This is a genomic window from Sulfuritalea sp., from assembly GCF_017302275.1.
Taxonomy (GTDB): Bacteria; Pseudomonadota; Gammaproteobacteria; order Burkholderiales; family Rhodocyclaceae; genus Sulfuritalea.
Genome location: NZ_JAFLDR010000011.1, coordinates 1 through 19,110, shown reverse-complemented (window position 1 = coordinate 19,110; position 19,110 = coordinate 1). Strand labels below are relative to the sequence as shown.

Here is a 19,110-nt window from a genome sequence, read left to right as displayed (position 1 = left end):
CACTATAAGAACGGGATCAGAAGACCGAACCCATCTGGAACTGCAATCGTTGCACTTTGTCTTCGGCCTTCTTGTTGAACGGATTGGCATAGGAGAACTTGAGCGGGCCCATTGGCGAATTCCATGCCAGTGCGACGCCGCCACTGTAACGCAGGCTGCCCAGGCTGAACTTGCTGTCATAACCCCAGACGTTGCCGGCGTCCATGAATACCGACAGGCGCATCGAGTTGTCGCGCCCCATGCCGGGAACCGGGAACAGCAGCTCGGCGTTGCCGATCAGGCGCTTGTCGCCGCCGATCGCTTCGTTGAGGGCCGTATCTCGCGGGCCCAGGGAACCGGAGTCGAAGCCACGCACGGAACCGATACCACCGGCATAGAAGTTCTTGAAGAACGGCAGGTCCTTGTTGCCATACGAACTGGCGACGCCGACTTCCCCGTTGACCGCCAGCGTCAGCCTGCGGTCGAGCGGGAAGAAATGCTGGTGCTGGTAGGTCGCGCGAACGTAGGTCGCCGTGCTGCCCGGCAGCGAAACCTCGAGCACGGCGCGGCGCAGGGAACCCTTGGTGGTCACCAGCAGGCTGTCGCGCGCGTCCTTCTGCCAGCCCAGCGTTGTCAGTAGCGTATTGCTCCTGGCGCCGAAGGTGGTCACGTAGTTCCGGTAGCGCAGCGGGCTGTTGGCATCGGTCTTGAGCGTGGTGCGATCGATCGACAGGCCGACGTTGAGGTAGTCGTCCTCGGCGATCGGAAGCCCCCAGCGTACGCCTCCACCCGCCGAATCGGAACCGAAGCTGCCGACCGCGAGGGTGCTGGTGTCGGTCTTGCGCGTGTAGATGTCGAAGCCCTGGCTGACGCCGTCGACCGTGAAATACGGATCCGTATGCGAAAGCGAATAGACCTGGTTCGACTTGCTGGTGCTGACCTGGACGCCGATATGCTTGCCGCTGCCGAACAGGTTCTGCTGCTGCACCGAACCGGAGAGGGTGAATTTTTCCGCACTGGAAAAGCCGGCGCCGAGCATGATGTTTCCGGTCGGCTTTTCCTTGACCTTGACCTCCATGTCGACCTGGTCGGTGGCACCGGCGACGGCTGGCGTCTCGACCGTGACTTCGTCGAAGTAACCCAGGCGGTCGACGCGGGTGCGCGACTTGTTGATCTTCTCGCCGTCGTACCAGGCGCCTTCGACCTGGCGCATCTCGCGGCGGATCACCTCGTCGCGCGACCGCGTGTTGCCCGACACGTTGATGCGCCGGACATAGACCCGGCGACCTGGATCGATGAAAACGGTGAACGCCACCTGGCGCTTTTCCTTGTTCAGTTCCGGCGCCGCATTGACGTTGGCGAAGGCATAGCCCTCGTTGCCGAGGCGCTCGCTGATCGCCTTGGTGGTGTCGGCCATCTTCTCGCGCGAGAAAACCTCGCCCGGCACGACTTGCACCAGCTTGGTCAGCTCCTCTTCGGGCAACAGCATCTGGCCCGCCAGTTTGACCGACGACACGGTATAGCGCTCACCCTCGGTCAGGTTGATGGTGATGTAGATGTCCTGCTTGTCCGGCGAAATCGAGACCTGGGTCGAATCGATGTTGAACTCGAGGTAACCGCGATCGAGGTAATGCGAACGCAGCGTTTCCAGGTCGCCGGACAGTTTCTGCTTCGAATACTGGTCGTTTTTGGTGTACCAGGTGAGCCAGCCCGAAGTGCGCAGGACCATCAGGTCGAGCAGGTCGGCTTCCGACATGGCGCCGGCGCCGATGATATTGATTTGCTTGATCTTGGCGATGTCGCCTTCATTGACGGAAAAGTTGACGCCGACCCGGTTGCGCTCCAGTGGCGTGATGGTCGTCGTCACCTGAACGGCATAGTGGCCCTGGGCCAGGTACTGGCGCTTGAGTTCCTGCTCCGCGCGCTCGACCACGGCACGGTCGAAGATGCGCGATTCGGCGAGGCCGACGTCACGCAGGGACTTTTTCAGGTCCTCTGGCTTGAAGGCCTTGAGTCCGGTGAATTCGAGGGAGGCGATGGCCGGACGTTCTTCGAGCACTACCACCAGGATTTGTCCGTCGATTTCAAGTCGCACGTCCTTGAAGAAGCCGGTGGCGAACAGGGCCTTGATCGCCGCCGCCGCCTTCTCGTCGTTCATCGTGTCACCGACTTTTACCGGCAGGTAGGAAAACACCGTACCTGCTTCGGTACGCTGGATTCCTTCAACCCGGATGTCCTTGATCTGGAATGGATCGAAGGCATGGGCTGCGTGCGCCAGCAAAGCGGAAATCAGACCGGCGAGGAGTTTTTTGTTCATTGGCTTGGAAGAAGGTTAGCCGGAGACGAGACGGGTTATATCGTTGTAGAAGGCAAAAGCCATCAGCAGCGCCAGCAAGGCAAAACCAATCTGTTGGCCAATTTCCAGAGCCCGTTCCGAGACCGGGCCACCCCTCAGAAATTCGACGAGATAATACATCAAATGCCCCCCGTCCAGAACAGGCACCGGCAACAGGTTGAGCACGCCCAGACTGATGCTGATCAGGGCCAGGAAGCGCAGGTAATAATCGGGGCCGAGCCGCGCCGACTGACCCGCGTAGTCGGCGATGGTCACCGGCCCGGAAAGGTTCTTCCATGACAATTCGCCGGTCAGCATCCGTCCCATCATGCGCAGGCTGAGGATGGACGTGTCCCAGGTCTGGGCCAGTGAGCGTGTCACGGATTCAAGCGGCCCATAGCTGACCACGGTGGTCATTTCGAAGGCTTCGCCGCTACCCTCCTTCGCCGATAGCCCCAAGCGACCCAATTTGCGCCCTCCCTCCTCCGCCAGACGCGGCGTTGCCGTCAACTCGACTCGCCCGCCATCGCGCTCGACCACGAAACGCAGCGGGCGATCCACCGCTGCCCCTGCCGTCGCCGCCAGTTCGCCCCAGTAGGCGATGGCCTTGCCGTCGATCGACAACACGCGGTCGCCGGCACGGAAGCCTCCCTCGGCAGCGGCCGACCCGGGCAGGACGCGGCCGACCACCGCCGGCAGGCGCGGCCGGTACAGCACCAGGCCGAGCAGGCGCAGTGAATCGCGTTCCAGTTCGTCGAGATCGAAGCGATCGGTCGCGACGCGGAACACGCCGATTTCCCGCTGCGCGTTGATTGTCTCGAGTTGCAATTCTTCCTTGTCCAGCGCTCGCCGCATGGATTCCCAGCGCAATTCCTGCCAGGTGGCGATCGGCTGCCCATTCACCGCGCGCACCGTCATGCCTTCGGCAATTCCGGCCATCGCCGCCGGGGTATCCGCCGGCGGTTGGCCGAGACGGGGCTTGAGTTCCGTCACGCCGTTCATGAACAGGAACCAGTAGAGCACTATTGCCAGCAGGAAATTCGCCGCCGGACCGGCCGCGACGATCAGGCTGCGGCGGCCCACCGATTGCCTGTTGAAGGCGCGGTGCAGTTCATCCGCGGCAACCGCGCCCTCCCGCTCGTCGAGCATCTTGACGTAGCCGCCCAGCGGAAACGCCGAGACCGCCCACTCCGTGCCATCGCGGCCGGCGCGGCGCATCCAGATCACCTTGCCGAAGCCGAAGGCGAAGCGCAGCACCTTGACGTTGCAGGCGCGTGCCACAAGGTAGTGGCCCATCTCGTGCACTACGACCAGCACAGCAAGCGCCAGCAGGAATGCGCCGATGTACCACGCCAGGTCTAGCGGGCTCATGCCGATGCGGGCTGCATGCGTTGCAGGAGTTGCTGCGCGACGACGCGTGCCTCGCGATCCGCCTCGAGCACCGCGTCGAGATCGGGCAACGCCCCCTGCGGCACGGCGTCGAGCGTCGCCGCGATCAACCCGGCGATGCCGAGGAAGGACAGGCGGCGTTCGAGGAAAGCCGCCACGGCCACTTCGTTGGCGGCGTTGAGTACCGCCGCCGCGTTTCCTTCCGCCTTCAGCGCGCGGTAGGCTAGTTCCAGGCAGGGGAAGCGCTGCAGGTCGGGCCGTTCGAAATTGAGCTGGCCCACGGCGAAGAGGTCGAGCGCTGCAACCCCCGAATCGATCCGTTCGGGCCAGGCCAGTGCGTTGGCGATCGGCGTGCGCATGTCGGGGTTGCCCAGTTGGGCCAGGACGGAACCATCCTCGTAGTCGACCAGCGAATGGATCACGCTCTGCGGATGGATCACGACCTCGATCTTCTCCGCCGGCGCATTGAACAGCCAGTGCGCCTCGATCACTTCGAGGCCCTTGTTCATCATGGTTGCCGAGTCGACCGATATCTTCCGACCCATGACCCAGTTGGGATGGGCGACCGCCTGTTCCGGGGTGACACGGGTCAGCACATCCCGCGACGAGGTGCGAAAGGGACCGCCGGATGCCGTGAGCAGGATGCGCCGCACGCCCGAGCGGGCCATGTCGCCCGCGTAGTCGTGGGGCATGGACTGGAACACGGCATTGTGCTCGCTGTCGATCGGCAGCAGCAGCGCGCCGGCGCGCCGCACGTCCGCCATGAACACCGCGCCGGCCATCACCAGCGCCTCCTTGTTGGCCAGCAGCACGCGCTTGCCGGCTCGAGCCGCGGCGAGCGTCGGCGGCAAGCCGGCGGCGCCGACGATGGCGGCCATTACCGCATCGGCCTCGGCCAGGCCGGCGACCCGGACCAATGCCTCGGCGCCATGCAGCACCTCGGTGCGCAGGCCGTCGGCGCGCAACAGGCCCGCCAGACGCCCGGCATCGGTCGGGCTGCCCACCACCGCATACGCGGGGCGAAACCGTTTGCACTGCGCGGCGAGCAGGTCTACCTGGCTGTGCCCGGTCAGGGCCAGCACTTCGTAGCGATCGGGGTGGCGTGCAACGACATCCAGCGTGTTCACGCCGATCGAACCGGTAGCGCCGAGGACCGTCAGCTTCATGTGCGCAAAAAATACAGAATCAATGCCGCCAGAGGCAGCGTCGAGGTCAGCGCGTCGATGCGGTCCAGCACCCCGCCATGCCCCGGCAACAACTGGCTGCTGTCCTTGATGCCGGCCTGGCGCTTGAGCAGCGATTCGAACAGGTCGCCCATCACGCTGACCGCGGTGAGCAGGACGAGCATCAGCACGATGACGGGGATGGACAGCGGCAGCCTGCCCGCCAGCGGAGAAAACGAGAATACGATTCCGCCGTAGGCCAGGACGCCGACGACGGCGCCAGCGACACCTTCCCAGGTCTTGCCGGGGCTGATGGTCGGCGCCAGCTTGTGGCGCCCGAAGGCGCGGCCGGAAAAGTAGGCGGCGATATCGGCGACCCAGACCAGCGCCATGGCGGCCAGCATCAGCCAGGTATCCACCGCGTGCAGGGCCACCATCGCGGCCCAGGTCGGCAGTATCACCAGTGCGCCGAGCAGGTAGCCGAAGAAGTCGTTGCCGGTCAGGGTCCATTTGTAGCGGAACCACAGCGGCACGACGAAGATCCAGAAGGCCGCCGAGATGCCGAGCAACACCGGCACCAGTTCCGGTGCGCCGACCGTAAGCTGCCAGCAGAACAAAAGCAGCACGAAGGCATACATGAAACGCGCCGGCTGCCCCTGACCCATCAGCCCGCCCCACTCCCATGCGGCCAGCGCGGCGATCGCGGCGAAGGCCAGCACCGCCGCCAGCGGCGGCAGCGCGAACAGGATCAGCGCAAGGCCCGCAACCAGCAGCAGCGCGGTGATGACCCGCGTCCTAAGCATCTCGGCGGCGGGCGGGCGACTCGATAGTCGGCGCTGGCGATACGGCGGGAATCTGCCCGGTGAGCTGTTCGCTGGTACGCCCGAAACGGCGCTCGCGCTGGCAGTAGGACGCGATCGCGAGATCGAGCGCAGCATCGTCGAAATCCGGCCACAGCGTATCGGTGAAGTGCAGTTCGCTGTAGGCCAGTTGCCAGAGCAGGAAATTGCTGATGCGCTTCTCGCCCCCGGTGCGGATGAACAGGTCCGGTTCCGGTGCGTAGGCCATCACCAGGTGCGGCGCCAGGTCGGCTTCGCCGAAGGAGCCGGCCTTTTCCGGATGCGCCAGCGCGAGCTGGTTCATGGCCTGCAGGATGTCCCAGCGCCCGCCGTAGTTGGCGGCGATGGTCAGCGTCAGCCGGGTGTTGTTGGCGGTCTTCGCCTCACCCTCGCGGATCAGCGCCACCAGCCGCGGCTCGAAGGCCGCCAGGTCGCCCACCACCTTGAGCCGCACGCCGTTGGCGTGCAACTTGCTGATTTCGTTCTGCAGGGCGCTGACAAACAGGTTCATGAGGAAGGACACTTCCTCTACCGGGCGCCGCCAGTTCTCGGAGGAAAAGGCGAACAGGGTCAGGTAATCGACGCCGCGCGCGATGCAGGCCTTGACCATCGCCCGCACGGTCTCGACGCCGCGCTTGTGACCGGCGACGCGCGGCATGAAACGCCTCTTCGCCCAGCGGCCGTTGCCATCCATGATGATCGCGATGTGGCGCGGAACCGTGCCCACATCCGGGATCGCCTGGGTCGAGCTGGTGAATTTTCCTGCCATGGCACGCCTTTCAGAAGACAGAAGACTGCGACCCAGAAACGGGCAAGCGGAACTCGATCACTCCGGCGGCGACGCCGGGACGGGTCATGTTTCCGGCCGCCCAGGCTCAGATTGCCATCAAGTCCTTCTCTTTGTCCGCCAGCGAGCGGTCGACTTCCGCCACGTAGCGGTCGGTCAGCCTTTGCATGTCATCGAGGGCGCGCCGCTCGTCGTCCTCGGAGATTTCCTTCTTCTTCAGCGCGTCCTTCAGGTGGGCGATCGCATCGCGGCGCAGGTTGCGGATCGCCACCTTGGCGTTCTCGCCCTCGTGCTTGATTACCTTGATCAGGTCGCGCCGCCTTTCCTCGGTCAGGGCCGGCATCGGCACGCGAATGATCTCGCCCTGGCTGGACGGGTTGAGGCCGAGGTCGGAATCGCGAATCGCCTTTTCCACCTTGGCCACCATGGGCTTCTCCCAAGGCTGGACCCCGATCGTGCGGGCATCGATCAGGGTCACGTTGGCGACCTGCGTGATCACCACCGGCGAACCGTAGTAGTCAACCATCACGTGGTCGAGTATGCCCGTATGGGCGCGCCCGGTACGCACCTTGGCCAGGTCGGCCTTGAGCGCCTCCAGGCTTTTTTGCATCTTGTGTTCGGAAGTCTTCTTAAGTTCGGGAATCATGAGCCCTCCTAAACGTGAACCAGCGTGCCCTCGTCCTCGCCCATCACCACGCGCTTCAGCGCCCCGGCCTTGAAGATCGAGAACACGTTGATCGGAAGTTTCTGGTCGCGGCACAAGGCGAAGGCTGTGGCATCCAGCACCGCGAGGTTGCGGCTGATCGCCTCGTCGAAACTGATGCGCGTGAAGCGGGTTGCCGCGGCATCCTTCTTCGGATCGGCGGTATAGATGCCGTCGACCTTGGTCGCCTTGAGCACTATCTCGGCCCCGATTTCCGAGCCGCGCAATGCCGCCGCCGTATCGGTGGTGAAAAAGGGATTGCCGGTGCCGGCACCGAAGATCACCACCTTGCCCTCTTCCAGGTAGCGGATCGCCTTGCCCCGGATATAGGGCTCGACCACCTGCTCGATGTTCAGCGCCGACTGCACGCGGGCATTGATGCCGGCCTGGCGCATCGCATCCGACAGCGCCATGGCGTTCATCACCGTGGCCAGCATGCCCATGTAGTCCGCCGTGGCGCGGTCCATGCCGGTTGCGGTACCGGCGATGCCGCGGAAGATGTTGCCGCCGCCGATCACGACTCCGACTTCGACGCCAAGATCGGTGACCGCCTTGATTTCCGCCACGATGCCGGCCAGCATCGTCGTATTGATGCCGTAGGCATCGTCACCCATCAGCGCCTCGCCCGACAGCTTGAGCAGGATGCGGCGAAACTTCGGTACGGCCATCGCCGCCGGACCCCTATTTGTTGCCCGCGGCGGCGGCGGCCTGCGCAGCCACCTCGGCGGCGAAGTCGTTGACCTTCTTTTCGATGCCCTCGCCGACGATGAACAGCGTGAAGCTCGCCACCGAGGCGCCCTTCGCTTTCAGCAGTTGCTCGATGGTCTGCTTGCCGTCCTCGGCCTTGACGAAGACCTGGCCGAGAAGGGTCACGTCCTTGAGGTACTTCTGCACCGTGCCCTCGGCGATCTTTTCCAGCATCGCTTCCGGCTTGCCGGCTTCGCGCGCCTTCTCGATCGCGATGCGGCGTTCCATGTCCAGCAGTTCCGCCGGCACGCCGCTGGAATCCAGCGACTTCGGCTTCGATGCGGCGATGTGCATCGCCAGGTCCTTGGCCAGTTGATCATCTCCGCCGACCACATCGACCAGCACGCCGATCTTCGAACCGCCGTGGATGTACGACGCCAGCTTGCCCTTGGCCGCGACGCGCACGAAGCGGCGGATGCTCATGTTCTCGCCGATCTTGCCCACCAGCGCGGCGCGGGTGGTTTCGACCGTGCCGCCGCCCAGCGGAAGTGCGGACAACGCCGCAACGTCGGCCGGGCCCTTTTCCGCCACCAGCTGCGCGCAGTCCGCCGCCAGCCTGAGGAACTCGTCGTTCTTGGCGACGAAGTCGGTCTCGCTGTTGATTTCGAAAATGCTGCCCAGCTTGCCGTCGGCGCTCATGTGGATGGCGACGACGCCTTCCGCGGCAACGCGGGTCGCCGCCTTGCTGGCCTTGTTGCCAAGCTTCACGCGCAGGATCTCCTCGGCCTTGCCCATGTCGCCGCCGGCTTCGGTCAGCGCCTTCTTGCATTCCATCATCGGCGCGTCGGTCTTCTCGCGCAGTTCCTTGACCATGCTTGCGGTAATTTCCGCCATTGCTCTACTCCAGAATCAGAATCTTAGAACCTGTTGGCCACGGAGGGCACCGGGAGAGGAGGGCACCCCCCCGTTCTTCCCCGAGTCCTCCGTGAACGTTGTGGCTGAATGCCCCGGACTTACTCGGCCGCGTCCGAGACCTCGACGAACTCGTCGTCGCCGGCCAGTTGCTGCACCACTTCGTTGATCCCCTGGCTCTTGCCCTCGAGGATGGCATCAGCCACGCCGCGGGCATACAGGCGGATCGCGCCGGAGGAGTCGTCATTGCCCGGGATCACGTAGCTGACACCTTCCGGGGAATGGTTGGTATCGACCACGCCGATCACCGGGATGCCGAGTTTGCCGGCTTCGGTGATGGCGATCTTGTGGTAGCCGACGTCGATGATGAAGATCGCGTCGGGCAGCCCGCCCATCTCCTTGATGCCGCCGATGGACTTCTTCAGCTTGTCCATTTCGCGCTGCATCGTCAGGGCTTCCTTCTTCGACAGCTTCTCGAAATTGCCTTCCGCCATCGCCGCCTCGAGGTCCTTGAGTCGCTTGACGGACAGCTTGAGGGTCTTGAAATTGGTCATCATGCCGCCCAGCCAGCGGTCATCGACGTATGGCATGCCGCAACGCTGGGCTTCCTCGGCGATGATCTCGCGCGCCTGGCGCTTGGTGCTGACGAACAGGACGGTGCCTTTCTTGGCCGCCATCTTGCGCACGAAGGCCATCGCCTCCTGATACTTGGCCAGCGTCTTTTCGAGGTTGATGATATGGATCTTGTTGCGGTGACCGAAGATGAACGGGGCCATCTTGGGGTTCCAGAAACGGGTCTGGTGGCCGAAATGAACGCCGGCCTCCAGCATCTGGCGCATGGTAGTGCTCATGGACTATCTCCGATTGGGTTGAACCTCCGTCCGGCCGTGCTGCTTGCCGCCTCCTTGCCGCGACAAGCCACCCTATCGGCGCCGAACGTGTGGATTTGCCCGGGACCATCCCGGACAGACGCGGGATTATAGCGGCTCGGACGGCCCGACACAAGCCGCAAGGCCGGCGCCGCCGGACCGGTGTGAAGCCAAAACGGCAAGGATTCGCCGAAATTCGCCTGTATCCATGGCAACAGTGCTATTTTTCGCCTTCGCCGCACGCTCCAGACTAGCTGCACTCTCGCCAGGAGATACAGACCGTGAGCCTTTTCGCCCTCAACCGCTTCACCCAGGACACCAGCATCGAGCACCAGTTTCACAGCCATGCCCCGCTCGACCGCTTCGATCCGAGCCGGACCAATGTCTCGCCGACGATACGCAAGGCCATCAGCGAAACCACGGCGATCGAGGCCGTCGTGTTGACGGTGGATATCCGCCGCTCATCGGCGGTGCTCAAGGAGTCCATCGACATTCCGCAGTACGCGAAGATCCTCGACGATTTCGTCGCCGAATTCCGCACCGTGCTGCACTACCACGACGGCTGGTTCGACAAGTTCACCGGCGACGGCTTCATCTGCTATTGGCTGGTCGAAAAATCCTTCGCCGACTGCATGGACCTGGTGCTGGATTTCAGCTGCTCGGTGATGGAGAACTTCCGCAGCTACTACTATCCCGCCTTCGTCGCCAACATGCGCAACGAACCCAGCGGAATCGGCCTCTCGATCGGTGTGGACGCCGGCCCCTGCTACCTGACGCCGATCGTCGGCGACCTGACCATCATCGGCTCGCCCATCGTCGGTTCGGTGCGCATGTGCGACGCCTGCCGGCCCTACAACCTGGTGCTCAACGCCTATCCCGGCAGCCGGCTGCTCGACGGCATGAGTTCGGTCTGCGGCCGCCTTTCCGACGAACTTGCCTACGTGATAGAGGCCCAGTCCGTGGCAACCAAGGAATACCCCAATGGCCAGGTGGCCTATTCGGTGCAGTTCTATCGCAAGGGCGAACGCGTCTTCGCCTGAGGCAAGGACCGCCGGCCGCCGCCGGGTGGTGACAACCGGTCGCCGACTCGGCCTGCCCGCGTTGCGGCGCCGACGGGTGGCTCGCGCCGCCATGGGCGGTAGAATGCCCATCCCCGATACAGCCGAGCTTCCATGGCCATTACCATAAAGACCGCCGAGGACATCGCCGCGATGCGGATCGCCTGCCGCCTGGCGGGCGAAGTCCTCGACTACATCGAACCCTTCGTCAAGCCCGGGATCACCACGGCCGAGCTCGACAGGCTCTGCCACGACTACATGGTCGACGTGCAGGGCTGCATCCCCGCCCCGCTCAATTACGCGCCGCCCGGCTACGCACCCTACCCCAAGTCGATCTGCGCCTCGGTAAACCACCAGGTCTGCCATGGCGTGCCCAACGATCGCGCGCTGAAGAAAGGCGACATCGTCAACCTCGACATCACCACCATCAAGGACGGCTGGCACGGTGACACCAGCCGCACCTTCTGCGTCGGCGATGCCTCCATCCTCGCCCGGCGCCTGGTCTCGATGACGCACGAATGCATGTGGATCGGCATCGCCCAGGTGCGCCCCGGCGTGCCGCTGGGCGTGATCGGCGCCGCGATCCAGAAGCACGCCGAAGGCGCCGGATTTTCCGTGGTGCGCGAATTCTGCGGCCACGGCATCGGCCGCAATTTCCACGAAGAACCGCAAGTGCTGCATTACGGCCGCGGTACCGAAGGCCCCCTGATGGTGCCGGGCATGGTGTTTACCATCGAGCCGATGATCAACGCCGGCAAGGCGTCGATCTCCGAGCTGCCCGACGGCTGGACCATCGTCACCAAGGATCGCAGCCTCTCCGCGCAGTTCGAGCACACCCTGCGCGTCACCGACACCGGCGTCGAGGTGATGACCATGTCAGCCGGTGCCCCACCCTGCCCGCCCCACATCCGCGTCAATCCCTGAACATGGCCGCCCGAGCAGCATGAGCGCCGCCCACCGGGCCGCCCCAAGGGCGGCGCAGCCAACCAGGCGGAGCGGGCGCAGCCCGCGAACCATGGTCGCCGCCTGCCGTGGGCCGGGGGACGGGGGGCAGGCGGTCAATTGAGCGAACTTCGCGAACTGGCCGCGACCACCCGCCGCCGCCTGGTCGAAGGGCAGCAGGAACTGGTCGCCGAATGGCGCCGCACCGGGCATGGCGGCGCACTGCTGGCCGGCCGCGCCGCGCTCGTCGACGGCGTGCTGCACGACGTCTGGGACGCGCTTGCGATGCCCGAGGACTATGCGCTGGTGGCTGTCGGCGGCTACGGGCGCGGCCAGCTCTATCCCGGCTCCGACGTCGACCTGCTGATCCTGGTCCCCGACCAGCGCCATACGGAAACGGAATCCACGGCCGCACCGCGGCTCGAACAACTGATCGGACTGCTCTGGGACATCGGCCTCGACATCGGCCACAGCGTGCGCAGCATCGACCAGTGCCTCGACGAGGCCGAACGCGACATCACGGTGCAGACTTCGCTGCTCGAAGCCCGCTACCTGGCCGGCGCGCGGACGCTCTACGCCGAATTCGAGCAGTGCTACGACGCGACGCTGCAACCCGCGCTGTTCTTCCAGGCCAAGCAGCTGGAGCAGTCCGAGCGCTACGCCAAGTTCAACGAAACCCCCTACAGCCTGGAACCCAACTGCAAGGAAAGCCCGGGCGGCATCCGCGACCTGCAGGTGATCCTCTGGGTGGCGCGCGCATCGGGCATCGGCGACGACTGGAAGTCGCTGGCCGACGCCGACCTCATCACCATGCCCGAGGTGCGCCAGCTGGAACTCGCCGACCGGCAGTTGTCCGACCTGCGCATCCAGCTGCACCTGCTCGCCGGCCGGCGCGAGGATCGCCTGCTGTTCGACCACCAGGAGAAGCTCGCCGCGGCGATGGGCATGGCCGCCACCGCGGCCAAGCGCGCCTCCGAAGTGCTGATGCAGCATTATTTCCGTAACGCCAAACTGGTGACACAACTCAACACGCTGCTGATGCAGGTGCTGACCGACCGGCTGATGCCGCCCCGGCAAGGCCCCCCCATCGTCATCAACGAGCATTTCCAGCTGGTGCGCGACCTGCTCGACGTGCGTGAGGAGGACGTCTTCCAGCGCAATCCGCGCGCCATCCTCGAATGCTTCCTGCTGCAGATGCAACGCTCGGAGCTCAAGGGCATGACCCCGCGCACCATGCGCGCCCTGTGGCGCGCGCAGGGCTCCATCGACGCCGCCTTCCGCCGCGATCCGCAGAACCGCGACCTGTTCCTCAAGCTGTTCCAGCAGAAGCACCTGATCCACCCGCTGCGACGCCTGAACCAGTTCGACATCCTCGGCCGCTACCTGCCCGCTTTCGGCAAGATCGTCGGCCAGATGCAGCACGACCTGTTCCACGTCTACACCGTCGACCAGCACATCCTGCAGGTGATGCGCAACCTGCGCCGCTTCGCCATGCCCGAACTCGCCCACGAGTATCCCTTCTGCTCGCGCCTGATGGTCGGCTTCGACAAGCGCTGGCTGCTCTACATCGCCGCGCTGTTCCACGACATCGCCAAGGGCCGCGGCGGCGATCATTCGCAACTCGGCAAGAAGGATGCGGCGCGCTTCTGCAAGGACCACGGTATCGTCGACGCCGACGCCGACCTGGTGGTGTTCCTTGTCGAACAGCACCTCAGCATGTCGCAGGTAGCGCAAAAACAGGACCTGGCCGATCCCGAAGTCGTGCTCGCCTTCGCCACGCGCGTCGGCGACCTGCGCCGCCTTACCGCGCTCTATCTGCTCACCGTCGCCGACATTCGCGGCACCAGCCCAAAGGTGTGGAACTCGTGGAAAGGCAAGCTGCTCGAAGACCTGTTCCGCATGACCGCCAACGTGCTCAAGGGCAGCTCCGTGCTGCAGCTCTCCGGCGTCGCCGAAAGGCAGGAAGAAGCGCTCCGCGTCCTGCGCTACCACGGCCTGCGGCCCGATATCGAAGACCAATTGTGGCAGCAGCTCGACACCGGCTACTTCATGCGCCACGCCGCCGACGAAATCGCCTGGCACGCGCGCATCCTCTACCACTGCCCGTCGACCGAGAAGCCGGTGGTGCGGGCGCGGCTCAACCCCATGGGCGACGGCCTGCAGGTGATGGTCTACGTGCGCGACCAGGAACTGCTCTTCGCCCGCCTCTGCGGTTTCTTCGCCCGGCTCGGCTACAGCATCGTCGATGCCAAGATCCACACCACGCGCCACGGCTACGCACTCGACAGCTTCGTCGTCTTCGCCTTCGACGCCAGCCAGGCCTATCGCGACATGATCGGCCTCATCGAACACGACATCACCGAACTGCTCGTCGCGCAGCCGCAACTGCCGGCCGCGCTCGGCGGGCGACTGTCGCGCCTGGTGCGGCATTTCCCGGTGGCGCCCGAAGTCGAGATCCGCGCCGACGAACGCGGCAGCCAGTACCTGATGTCGATCACCGCCGCCGATCGGCCCGGCCTGCTCTACGCCATCGCCCGCGTCCTCGGCCAGCACCGCATCACGCTGCACACCGCCAAGATCGCCACGCTGGGCGAACGCGTCGAGGACGTCTTCCTCATCAGCGGCAAGGAACTGGCGCAGACCGCCACGCTGGTCCGCCTGGAACAGGACCTGCTGGCCGTGCTGCAGATCTGAGCGGACGACGCGCCGCGCGCGCCTTCGCCTTACTTCCCGCCCACCTCGGCCGGTACCTGCCCGGTCCGCACCCACTCCAGCATCGCCGCCACCGTCTCGCGTTCGACGCCGACGAAGCCATGCGCGCTGCGCGCCTCGCAGGGCGCACTGCGCGCCGGCCCGCCGCCGCGTACCGTCAACAGCGGGCCGTGCGTCAGTTCGGCGACGCGCCGCGCCTCGTGATAAGGCGTGTAGGCGCAGGGATCGTCGGCATGGTGCACCCACAGCAGGCGCGACGACAGTTCGTTCCAGGCCACGCCGGAAAGCCCCGGCCCGTTGCGACCCGCCACCATCAGCGACGCCGTCAGGATCAGCCGCGGCGCCAGCGCGGGGTTCATTCGCGCGGCGTGGAACGCGCTCACCGTGCCTTCGCTGTGGCCGACCAGGGTCCACTGCGCGATGCCGTAGCGGCGCCCGGCCTCGGTCAGCAGCGCCGCCACGTCGGCGCCGTAGCGCGGCTGCGCGCGGAACAACTGGCTGAAGCTGCGCCACTCGTCGGACGGCGCATCGACCGAAATCACCAGCGTGTCCGCGTCCACCCAGTGGCGCCGCGCGCGGATCAGGAAATTGCCGCCCAGTTCGAAGCGCGGCTGCCCCGCCTCCTCGCGCAGTTTCATGATGGACGGATAGCCGGGAAACAGCGCGATGCCGTGCTTGAAAACCTTCGCCTCGGGCCGCCGCGTCACCAGCCCGGAAATGCTGTAATCGCCGCGTGTGACGCCCACGATCTCGTTGGCCAGCACGCTGTTCGGATCGGCCACCGCATCCGTTCCCGTCTGCGCCGCCGCGGCGACGGAAAGGAAAACCGACAGCAGTAGCGCCCGCCACACGGTCTCGATCCCGACGCGAAGGAGTCCGATGCCCATCGCCCTGTTGTCAGCAACCGAAGCGAGCCCCGATGGGGCGCCGGCCTTTCACCGGCATGCAGTGCCCATCAGCTTCGGCAAATGGTACTTCAGGCACTCGCCGAGGCTGGCCACATCCAACTCCGTGTCGGCGCGCGGCTTGAGGCGCACCGCCATGGCGACACCTTCACCCTGCGTGCCCAACTCGCCGATCCTGGCGCACTCGCCTGCGGCGCAGGCCGGCGCGCCATGCCGGCAACGGTCGATCGCGGCGATCACCTCCCGCGCCTCGCCGCCGACCTCCTCGAAGCTGATGACGACCTCGTCGCCCTGCTTCTCGATCCGATACCTCATGGCGCTCCCCTCATGTTTTTTTATAATTTTACCCGCTGCCGGATGCACGCGGAACGCGCCGCTGCCCGTTTCGAAAGTCGGCGCCCCACGGGACTGAGCGTCCATCGCCAAGTGTCAGGCCCAACGTCGAAGTTCCGGGGCGCGACGCAGCTTCATCGCGGCGCGCCCCCTGGAACGACGGGTTCGGCCCCTGAAATGCAGTCACGCCATGCAGCCCGTAACAGAAAATCTCAACTTTCACAGCATCGTATGGGAAAACAATGTGGCCGTCCTCCGTCTTGTTAAGCACGCCAGCGTTGAGTAGCGCAGTGACGTCGCCGTGTACGGCTTTTACGTCGCGTTCAGCAAGGCGTGCGGCTTGGACGTCTTGGCGATACTGGACACCTAGCCCACGTTACTGTACAGTAACACGTACATTCAAGGAGAAGCCCATGGACGCGATTACCTACACCACGGTTCGCGCAAACCTCGCCAGCGCAATGGATAGGGTTTGCAATGACCACGAAGCTTTGATTATCACGCGCAACGGAGAACAGTCCGTTGTGATGCTCTCGCTCGAAGATTTCAAAGCGCTTGAGGAAACAGCCTACCTCTTGCGCACTCCCGCCAACGCCAAGCGACTTCTCTCCGCCGTTGCGCAACTGAACGGAGGTAAGGGCGTTGAGCGGAAGCTGACGAAGTGAAGCTGATCTTCGCAGACGAGGCATGGGAAGACTACCTGTATTGGCAAAGGCAAGACAAGCGCATGGTGGAGCGGATCAACAAACTGATTCGGGAAACACAACGTGAACCATTTAGCGGCGTGGGTAAGCCAGAGCCGCTGAAGCACGCGCTATCGGGCTTCTGGTCGCGACGGATTACTGATGAACATCGCATGGTGTATCGCGTCGTGAATGATGCGCTGGAAATCGTGCAACTTCGGTTCCACTACTGACTCTATACGTCCAATCGGGACAGGGAGAAGCCTCACGGCTCCCCCCCCTCCCACACCACCGGACGCACGGGTCGAGGCCGCCACGGCGCTGTGCACGCCCGACACGCTGATCACGGCGGACGCCGGCCACCACTCGGATGCCAACCTCAAGGCACTGGCCGCGCAGGCCCGCCCGGCGCGGATCGCGGACAACCAGATGAGGAAGCGCGATGAACGCTTCGGGGCCAGGGGAAATACAAGGCGCTGCCCGATCCGCTCTGCGACAAGGCGCATCCGACGAAGGGCGCCGGCCATTACCGGCCCAGGGACTTCGACTACGACGCAGCGGCCGGCACCTGCATCTGTCCGGCGGGGAAGCTCCTCTACCAGAACGGAGCCAACTGCAAGCACAACGGCCATCTGGCGGTGAAGTTCCAGGGGGCGTTGCGCGATTGCGGGCCCTGCACCTTGCGCGAGAAGTGCCTGCGCAAGCCGGACACGACGCCGGCACGGCAGGTGTCCTTCTTCCGTGGGCGGGCGCCCGGCGGCCAGGTGAGCTGCGCCGACCTGATGCGGCGGGCGATCGATTCGGCGCGCGGGCGGGCGCTGTATGGCGGACGTTTCGCCACGGTCGAGCCGGTGTTTGGCAACCTCCGCTACAACAAGGGGCTGGATCGCTTCACCCTGCGTGGGCAGAAGAAGGTCGATACGCAGTGGAAGCTCTACTGCCTGGTGCACAACATCGAGAAGCTGGCGCACCACGGGGTGGCGCAGTAGAGAGCGAGGGGCAGAAAGCCCCTGAGCGAACCCGATGCGGGGCGCCTGACGAAAGTCGGCGCTGGCGACACGGTGCGACAAGAATTCAAACGATGAAATGACGAATGGCGCGATGGGAATCGCGCTATTTGAGGAGAGCTTTCGCGGATGAAAAGGGGTTTTTCTACAGCTTCAACGTGGGAGTTCAGAGGTGCTGCGTGGCTCTATCGCGCAGCGTCCTCTGGAACGACGGGTTCGGCCACGCGAATAACAAGCGCGCCTATTTCCAATTGAGATCGAGTTTGCGATGAGAAGCAGCGCAGTCCCTCAAGTACAAGTTAATGAGGCTCTGGTACGGAATGCCTACGTCTTCAGAGATTGCCTTGAAGTACGTGATGGACTCTTCGTCGAGCCGAATGGTAATTTGCTTCTTGAGTTGTGCTGCGTATGGATTCTTCCTCGCAGTGGAGAAGTCGTATTCTTTTCGCATGTAGCACCTCTAAGGATAAGATTTGGATTCCTTGGCAGTCGCCTTGCGTGCGGAAATGATGCGAATGACGTTGCTTTCGCTCCGATAGCAGTGACAGACAAGCAGCAGGCGAAGCGCGCTGCTTAGGCCAAGAAGAACAAAGCGGTCTTCGTCTTCTGAATGATCGGGATCGTCGATCAGCTTGGCGCGCTCATCAACGAAGACGGACTTGGCCTCATCGAAGCTCACGCCATGTTTCTTGGCGTTCGCAACAGCCTTCCGATCATCCCACTCGAAGTGAAGTGCGCTCATGTACGCAGTGTAACTACAATGTAGTTCTTAGACAAGAACAACTCCGAATGCGAACTGGAGGGGCCGAACGAGGCTGTAGAAAAACTCTATTCATCCGTGCATTCTGCTGGATGAAGCGGTCCACCACGGTGGGGATGCCCAAGGGGCGGGTTTTACCGTCGCCCTTCGGGATTTCCACGCGCAGCACCGGTTGCGGGCAGTAACTGCCAGCGTCCAGTTGGGCGCGAATTTCCAGCCAGTGGTGTTTGAGGTACTTTGGCAGTTCATCGACCGTCATGCCGTCGATGCCCGGCGCGCCTTTGTTCCGGCGCACTTGCTTCAATGCACGCTGTAAATTGCCCCGGTCCAGCACTTGGGCAAACAGCGTTTGGGTGTGAATCGACTCGGGTTGTCCTGACGATCCAGCGACAAGTTCATCCTGCGGCATGGCCGCAGCCCGATTGCTCGGGTGGTCAGATGCGTTCCCGTCTCTCTTCGTCACGCTCCTTCGTCTTTCATCGTTCGGGCCTTCGACGGTGGCGTCGCCTACTATGCCCTCTGCTGACTTCTCCACGGTATTCAGCGGCCGTTGCCAGACGCCCAGCTTCAATGCTCCGAAGCACCGGGGAGATCTCCCAGGGTAAGACGCGTTACCTTCACTGCATAGACGCCGGATTTACAAAATGCACCCTACTCCGCAGATGGAGGACTTCGCGGTCACGTGCCCGCTCGTCCCGAATGCATCACGCCTCATATCCGGTTTTTGTTCATCGTCCCGCAGTTTTGGATTGGGCTTCCTTCAGACCCCGCCTCGCGGCAACGCCCTTGCCCTTCTCCTTGCCTTCGGCTCTGCAATACCTGGCCATCGGACTTTCACCGACGAAGTAACGCGCCATGCCTGGCGCACACATTCAAAGTAACAGGCGCTGCGCGGCTTCATCGCGCAGCGTCCGGTGGAATGACTAAAAAGGGGACTTCCCACATCCCGCAGGCGGCGTTGGCCGACCGGCATCGAAGTGCCAAGATTGAATTTTCGTGAGTCAATCTGAAGTGCAGAAAGGGGAAGTCCAAATGAATGCTACGACA

20 protein-coding genes are annotated in these 19,110 nt (G+C 64.0%); 6 read left to right on the top strand and 14 right to left on the bottom strand.

Annotated features, from left to right (window positions below):
- Positions 1-16: 16 nt before the first annotated feature.
- The 9 genes from bamA to rpsB all read right to left on the bottom strand — a co-directional run bounded on the left by bamA (position 17) and on the right by rpsB (position 9,645).
- Positions 17-2,296 (bottom strand): outer membrane protein assembly factor BamA, encoded by a 2,280-nt coding sequence (gene bamA / locus J0M27_RS07875; protein WP_294989537.1) that lies wholly within the window; start codon positions 2,294-2,296, stop codon positions 17-19.
- Positions 2,297-2,311: 15 nt separating this feature from the next.
- Positions 2,312-3,685 (bottom strand): RIP metalloprotease RseP, encoded by a 1,374-nt coding sequence (rseP, locus tag J0M27_RS07870; protein ID WP_294989535.1) that lies wholly within the window; start codon positions 3,683-3,685, stop codon positions 2,312-2,314.
- Positions 3,682-4,869, bottom strand: a complete 1,188-nt coding sequence (gene ispC, locus J0M27_RS07865) for a 1-deoxy-D-xylulose-5-phosphate reductoisomerase (protein ID WP_294989533.1) — start codon at positions 4,867-4,869, stop codon at positions 3,682-3,684. The genes rseP and ispC overlap by 4 nt, the downstream gene beginning before the upstream one ends.
- Positions 4,866-5,669 carry a phosphatidate cytidylyltransferase gene (locus tag J0M27_RS07860; RefSeq protein ID WP_294989530.1) on the bottom strand — a complete coding sequence of 268 codons (804 nt, stop codon included), beginning with the start codon at positions 5,667-5,669 and terminating at the stop codon, positions 4,866-4,868. Before J0M27_RS07860 ends, ispC begins: the two co-directional genes overlap by 4 nt.
- The gene (gene uppS, locus J0M27_RS07855; protein ID WP_294989527.1) at positions 5,662-6,474 is read right to left on the bottom strand and encodes a polyprenyl diphosphate synthase; all 813 of its coding nucleotides are present in this window, start codon (positions 6,472-6,474) and stop codon (positions 5,662-5,664) included. Before uppS ends, J0M27_RS07860 begins: the two co-directional genes overlap by 8 nt.
- A gap of 106 nt (positions 6,475-6,580) precedes the next feature.
- Positions 6,581-7,138, bottom strand: a complete 558-nt coding sequence (gene frr, locus J0M27_RS07850; protein ID WP_294989525.1) for a ribosome recycling factor — start codon at positions 7,136-7,138, stop codon at positions 6,581-6,583.
- 8 nt (positions 7,139-7,146) lie between these two features.
- Complete coding sequence (gene pyrH, locus J0M27_RS07845) at positions 7,147-7,863, bottom strand: UMP kinase (RefSeq protein ID WP_294989523.1); 717 nt, start codon at positions 7,861-7,863, stop codon at positions 7,147-7,149.
- A gap of 13 nt (positions 7,864-7,876) precedes the next feature.
- Positions 7,877-8,776, bottom strand: a complete 900-nt coding sequence (gene tsf / locus J0M27_RS07840) for a translation elongation factor Ts (RefSeq protein ID WP_294989521.1) — start codon at positions 8,774-8,776, stop codon at positions 7,877-7,879.
- A 119-nt stretch (positions 8,777-8,895) separates the two neighbouring features.
- The gene (gene rpsB / locus J0M27_RS07835; RefSeq protein ID WP_294989518.1) at positions 8,896-9,645 is read right to left on the bottom strand and encodes a 30S ribosomal protein S2; all 750 of its coding nucleotides are present in this window, start codon (positions 9,643-9,645) and stop codon (positions 8,896-8,898) included.
- A 299-nt stretch (positions 9,646-9,944) separates the two neighbouring features.
- Here rpsB and J0M27_RS07830 point away from each other — a divergent pair, with 299 nt between their 5' ends.
- The 3 genes from J0M27_RS07830 (at position 9,945) to J0M27_RS07820 (ending at position 14,357) form a co-directional block, all read left to right on the top strand.
- On the top strand, positions 9,945-10,703 hold the full coding sequence (locus J0M27_RS07830) for a hypothetical protein (RefSeq protein ID WP_294989516.1): 759 nt from the start codon (positions 9,945-9,947) through the stop codon (positions 10,701-10,703).
- Between the two features lie 132 nt (positions 10,704-10,835).
- A complete protein-coding gene (gene map, locus J0M27_RS07825) occupies positions 10,836-11,645 on the top strand; it encodes a type I methionyl aminopeptidase (RefSeq protein ID WP_294989513.1) in 810 nt (269 codons plus the stop codon).
- Positions 11,646-11,783: 138 nt separating this feature from the next.
- Positions 11,784-14,357, top strand: a complete 2,574-nt coding sequence (locus J0M27_RS07820) for a [protein-PII] uridylyltransferase (protein ID WP_294989510.1) — start codon at positions 11,784-11,786, stop codon at positions 14,355-14,357.
- A gap of 29 nt (positions 14,358-14,386) precedes the next feature.
- On the opposite strand, the gene J0M27_RS07815 is transcribed toward J0M27_RS07820, so the two are convergent.
- Both J0M27_RS07815 and J0M27_RS07810 read right to left on the bottom strand, forming a co-directional pair.
- Positions 14,387-15,262 carry an alpha/beta hydrolase gene (locus J0M27_RS07815; RefSeq protein WP_294989508.1) on the bottom strand — a complete coding sequence of 292 codons (876 nt, stop codon included), beginning with the start codon at positions 15,260-15,262 and terminating at the stop codon, positions 14,387-14,389.
- Positions 15,263-15,310: 48 nt separating this feature from the next.
- Positions 15,311-15,595: a hypothetical protein gene (locus J0M27_RS07810; protein ID WP_294989505.1), complete on the bottom strand. Its 285-nt coding sequence runs from the start codon at positions 15,593-15,595 to the stop codon at positions 15,311-15,313.
- Positions 15,596-16,026: 431 nt separating this feature from the next.
- Between J0M27_RS07810 and J0M27_RS07805 the strand changes: the two genes are divergently transcribed.
- The 3 genes from J0M27_RS07805 (at position 16,027) to J0M27_RS07795 (ending at position 17,285) form a co-directional block, all read left to right on the top strand.
- Positions 16,027-16,278, top strand: coding sequence for a type II toxin-antitoxin system prevent-host-death family antitoxin (locus J0M27_RS07805; protein WP_294989502.1), 252 nt, complete (start codon positions 16,027-16,029; stop codon positions 16,276-16,278).
- Positions 16,275-16,529: a Txe/YoeB family addiction module toxin gene (locus J0M27_RS07800; RefSeq protein ID WP_294989499.1), complete on the top strand. Its 255-nt coding sequence runs from the start codon at positions 16,275-16,277 to the stop codon at positions 16,527-16,529. The genes J0M27_RS07805 and J0M27_RS07800 overlap by 4 nt, the downstream gene beginning before the upstream one ends.
- Positions 16,530-16,772: 243 nt before the next feature.
- Entirely contained in the window at positions 16,773-17,285 is a 513-nt protein-coding gene (locus J0M27_RS07795; RefSeq protein ID WP_365962417.1) for a transposase, read from the top strand.
- Between the two features lie 259 nt (positions 17,286-17,544).
- Here J0M27_RS07795 and J0M27_RS07790 read toward each other — a convergent pair whose 3' ends face one another.
- Genes J0M27_RS07790 through J0M27_RS07780 form a run of 3 tightly spaced genes read right to left on the bottom strand, consistent with a single transcriptional unit; the run spans position 17,545 to position 18,634 of the window.
- Entirely contained in the window at positions 17,545-17,754 is a 210-nt protein-coding gene (locus J0M27_RS07790) for a BrnA antitoxin family protein (RefSeq protein ID WP_294989496.1), read from the bottom strand.
- Positions 17,755-17,763: 9 nt separating this feature from the next.
- Positions 17,764-18,045, bottom strand: a complete 282-nt coding sequence (locus J0M27_RS07785) for a BrnT family toxin (protein ID WP_294989493.1) — start codon at positions 18,043-18,045, stop codon at positions 17,764-17,766.
- Positions 18,046-18,058: 13 nt separating this feature from the next.
- Positions 18,059-18,634: a hypothetical protein gene (locus tag J0M27_RS07780; RefSeq protein WP_294989490.1), complete on the bottom strand. Its 576-nt coding sequence runs from the start codon at positions 18,632-18,634 to the stop codon at positions 18,059-18,061.
- Positions 18,635-19,110 lie beyond the last annotated feature (476 nt).